The sequence below is a fragment of the Tepidiphilus sp. HLB4 genome (assembly GCF_054823945.1).
In genome coordinates this window covers 1-3,695 of record NZ_JSYB01000066.1, presented here as the reverse complement: position 1 = coordinate 3,695, position 3,695 = coordinate 1, and the positions used below count along the sequence as shown (strand labels likewise).

General features: G+C 67.9%; 5 protein-coding genes and 1 other RNA gene. 1 reads left to right on the top strand and 5 read right to left on the bottom strand.

Annotated elements, in window-relative coordinates; all coding sequences use genetic code 11:
* Window positions 1-138: 138 nt before the first annotated feature.
* Together rsmH and mraZ are read right to left on the bottom strand one after the other, a co-directional pair.
* Window positions 139-1,062, bottom strand: a complete 924-nt coding sequence (gene rsmH, locus OA56_RS09150; protein ID WP_461584830.1) for a 16S rRNA (cytosine(1402)-N(4))-methyltransferase RsmH — start codon at window positions 1,060-1,062, stop codon at window positions 139-141.
* The gene (gene mraZ / locus OA56_RS09145) at window positions 1,059-1,502 is read right to left on the bottom strand and encodes a division/cell wall cluster transcriptional repressor MraZ (RefSeq protein WP_141054268.1); all 444 of its coding nucleotides are present in this window, start codon (window positions 1,500-1,502) and stop codon (window positions 1,059-1,061) included. The genes rsmH and mraZ overlap by 4 nt, the downstream gene beginning before the upstream one ends.
* On the opposite strand from mraZ, the gene OA56_RS09140 reads away from it, so the two are divergent.
* Complete coding sequence (locus OA56_RS09140; RefSeq protein ID WP_461584828.1) at window positions 1,483-1,746, top strand: hypothetical protein; 264 nt, start codon at window positions 1,483-1,485, stop codon at window positions 1,744-1,746. The two genes, mraZ and OA56_RS09140, sit on opposite strands and share 20 nt — an antisense overlap.
* A gap of 2 nt (window positions 1,747-1,748) precedes the next feature.
* Here OA56_RS09140 and rnpB read toward each other — a convergent pair.
* The 3 genes from rnpB to pyrC all read right to left on the bottom strand — a co-directional run bounded on the left by rnpB (window position 1,749) and on the right by pyrC (window position 3,663).
* An RNA gene (rnpB, locus tag OA56_RS09135) (RNase P RNA component class A) lies at window positions 1,749-2,150 on the bottom strand.
* A 36-nt stretch (window positions 2,151-2,186) separates the two neighbouring features.
* Window positions 2,187-2,606 (bottom strand): hypothetical protein, encoded by a 420-nt coding sequence (locus OA56_RS09130; RefSeq protein ID WP_461584826.1) that lies wholly within the window; start codon window positions 2,604-2,606, stop codon window positions 2,187-2,189.
* Between the two features lie 10 nt (window positions 2,607-2,616).
* The gene (gene pyrC / locus OA56_RS09125) at window positions 2,617-3,663 is read right to left on the bottom strand and encodes a dihydroorotase (RefSeq protein WP_461584824.1); all 1,047 of its coding nucleotides are present in this window, start codon (window positions 3,661-3,663) and stop codon (window positions 2,617-2,619) included.
* Between the last annotated feature and the right edge of the window lie 32 nt (window positions 3,664-3,695).

Sequence of the window (3,695 nt, the reverse complement as noted above, 5' to 3'; positions counted from 1 at the left end):
GCCACTCCACGTCGAGCCGCTCGCCTCGCCGCGTCTGCATCTCCAGCGCCAGATAGCGCAGCCTCGCCTCGTGCTTGGCCTGCACCAGCATCACGCCGCTCGCCACCACCAGACCGACGAGCATCGCCTCGAAGCGCGTCATGAGCGCCGCTCCGCCACCCGCATCACCGCGCTGCGAGCACGGCGGTTGCGGGCGCATTCTTCTGCGGAAGGCCGCAGCTTGCGCACCACCCACCGTAGCGGCGGCACCGGGCGCTCGGCCTCGCGCACCGCCAGGCCCGGCGGCAGCGGCGGCGGGAAAGAGTGCTCACGCATGAAATGCTTCACGATCCGGTCTTCGAGCGAATGGAAACTGATCACCACCAGCCGCGCGCCGGGGCGCAGACGCGCCATCGCCTGCGGCAGGGTCAGCGAGAGCTCTTCGAGCTCGCGATTGACGAAAATCCGAAGAGCCTGAAAGGTGCGCGTCGCAGGGTGCTGCCCCGGCTCGCGCGTACGCACCGCCTGCGCCACGAGCTCGGCAAGTCGTCCTGTGCGCTCGATAGGCGCCCTTGCGCGCGCAGCAACAATCGCCTTTGCAATCGCATCAGCAAACCGTTCTTCGCCATAATTTTTTATCACCTCCCTGATCTCTTCACGGCTCGCGCGCGCGAGCCAGCTCGATACGGGTTCGCCGCTCGTCGGATCCATGCGCATGTCGAGCGGCGCATCGAAGCGGAAACTCATGCCGCGCTCGGGCGCATCGAGCTGCGGCGAGGAAACCCCCAGATCGAGCAGGATGCCGTCGACCTGCGCCACCCCCAGCGCGTCGAGCTCGGCCCCCAGGCGCGAGAACGGCGCATGCACCAGAGTAAGGCGCGGCTCGTTCCAGGCGCGGCCGTGCGCGATCGCCTCCGGGTCACGATCGAAGGCGATCACCCGCCCTTGCGGCCCCAGGCGCTGCAACAACGCGCGGCTATGCCCGCCGCGCCCAAAGGTGCCATCGACATAGATGCCGTCGGGGCGCGGTGCGAGCGCCTCGATCGCCTCTTCGAGCAGCACGGAAACGTGCGCTTCGCTCACAGCACCACGCCCTCGAACGTCCCGGCCAGATCCTCGGCCGAGAGCGCCAGCATCGCCTGCTGCTGCGCCTGCCACCCCGCTTCGGACCACAACTCGAAATGCGTGCCTTGACCCACCAGCCACACGTTCTTCTCCAGCCCCGCCCACTGCCGCAGGGAAGCGGCCACCGACACCCGTCCGGAGGCATCGAGCTCCTCTTCCTGAGCAAACCCCACCAGCAGGCGCTTCAAGGCCGCGGTGCGCGGATCGAGCCCAGGCAGGGCCACGATGCGCTCGCGGATGGGCGCCCACACCGCTTCGGGATAGACCAGCAGACACTTGTGCGGATGCGCCGTCAGCACCACGGGGCGATCTTCGGGCGCCAGGGCCGCGCGAAAACGCGCCGGAACGACGATCCGTCCTTTCGCATCGAGACTGAGCGTGACCGCCCCCTGGAACATCGCCGTCGCCTCTGGCCGCAACACCCACATTTTGCCACTTTTTCCCACGAAATCCCACGGCCGCAAAAAAACCTCACTGCCGCATTCCGGGCAGGCCGGCAAGACGAATGAATGGAAGCGAACAGGAAGCGAAAACAACAGCCGGACGGGCAAGGGAATGCCCCTCCGTTTCAGCATGACAAAAGAGAATCGATCGGTCTTGCGCCACGGCAACGGGCGCGGCATGCTTTGTAAGCAAATGTAAAGAAGGGAAGCCCGCCGCTTAAGCCGGGTTCTGTCGCGCATCGTGCGATGCGGGGCAGTCATTCCTCTAGGCCCGCCGTTGCCGACGGGCTCGAGCGGCCAACCCGGGAGCGGCGCGAGCCACGCCATCGCTCCCCTATTCGGCCTTGCTCCGGATGGGGTTTACCGTGCCGCCTCCGTTACCGGAGACGCGGTGGGCTCTTACCCGCAGGGATCGCCCCCGCGCCGGGTCTCCCCGGCCACCGTTTCACCCTTGCCTGAGCCCTCGCGGGCCATCGGCGGTCTGTTCTCTGTGGCACTTTCCGTCGCCTCGCGGCGCCCGGCCGTTAGCCGGCATCCTGCTCTGTGGAGCCCGGACTTTCCTCTCCGCGCCTTGCGGCGCGCAGCGACTGCCGGGCGGACTTCCCGCTACATGATACCGCACGGCGCGGCGGAAGTTCCTTATGGGGCAGATTTGGGCGCCGTCTCGAAGACGAGGACGCCATCACGGTGCAGAAAAGTCCCCACCACAGGCCCCAGCGCCTGCGGGTCGGGCTTGTCCCAAGGTTGCAGGCGGCAATCCTCGGTCGAGGCGAGGTACCAGCGCCCGCCCTGCTCGAGCGCCCACAGCAGGTCTCCCGCCTCATAAACCTTCATCGGCGTCATCTCGGCGCGATCGGACTCGATCGGATACTTTCGCTGACACTTCGGCAGGCGCGAGACGACCACCGCCTGCTTCACCTCGCTCCAGGGGAAGGACTGCTGGCGCTCGAGCACCAGCGCATGATTCATCCCCTCGATGCGGTAACTGATCGCCGCATCCTCGCAAGCGGCCAAGCCCAAGGCGCATAGCGCCGCGATCGCCCCTCTCCTCCAGCGCATCGCCCTCTCCTCACTCAACCACCCAGCCCATCGTCTCGCCGGCGCGCAGAGGCACCACCTCCTCGCCCTCGCCCAAGGGTACTGCAGCCGGCACCGTCCACGGCCGCCGCACCAGAGCGATGCGCTCCGTGCTCTCCGGCACGCCGTAGAAGCGGGCGCCGAAGCGCGAGGCGAACCCTTCGAGTCGGTCGAGGGCGCCGGCCGCCTCGAACACCTCGGCGTAGAGCGGCAGCGCGAGCGGCGCGGTGTAGCAGCCGGCACAGCCGCAGGCCGATTCCTTCGCCCCGCGCGGATGCGGCGCCGAGTCGGTGCCGAGGAAGAATTTGGGCGAACCGCTCGTGGCCGCTTCCACCAGCGCCCGGCGGTGGCGCTCACGCTTGAGGATCGGCAGGCAGTAGAAATGCGGCCGGATGCCGCCGGCGAGCATGGCGTTGCGCTCGTAGCGCAGATGATGCGCGGTGAGGGTAGTGGCCACCGTCTCGGGCGCCTCGCGCACGAAGGCCGCCCCTTCGGCGGTCGTCACGTGCTCCAGCACCACTTTCAAGCCGGGGAAACGCGCCACCAGCGGCGCGAGCACCCGTTCGACGAACACCGCCTCGCGATCGAAGATGTCCACTTCGGGATCGACCACTTCGCCATGTACGCACAGCACCAGGCCGCGCTCCTGCATCCGTTCGAGCACGGGATAGATTCGCTCGATGCGGCGCACGCCAGCATCGGAGTTCGTGGTCGCCCCGGCCGGATAGAGCTTGGCCGCGAGCACCGCCCCACTATCCACCGCCCGGTCGATCTCCTGCGGCGCCGTCGCCTCGGTGAGATAGAGTGTCATCCACGGCACGAAGGACGCCGCCCGCCCCCCGGCCGATCGCGCCGCCGCCAGGATCTCCTCGCGGTAGGCAAGCGCCGCGGCGGTCGTCGTCACCGGCGGCTTGAGATTTGGCATGACGAGCGCCTGAGCGAACACCGCCGCGCTCGCCGGCACCACCGCGCGCATCGCTTCGCCCTGCCGCACATGCAGATGCCAGTCGGCGGGACGCAACAACTCGATCCGATCCATTCGCTCTGCTCTCAAAAACGTACGCAAAAGTG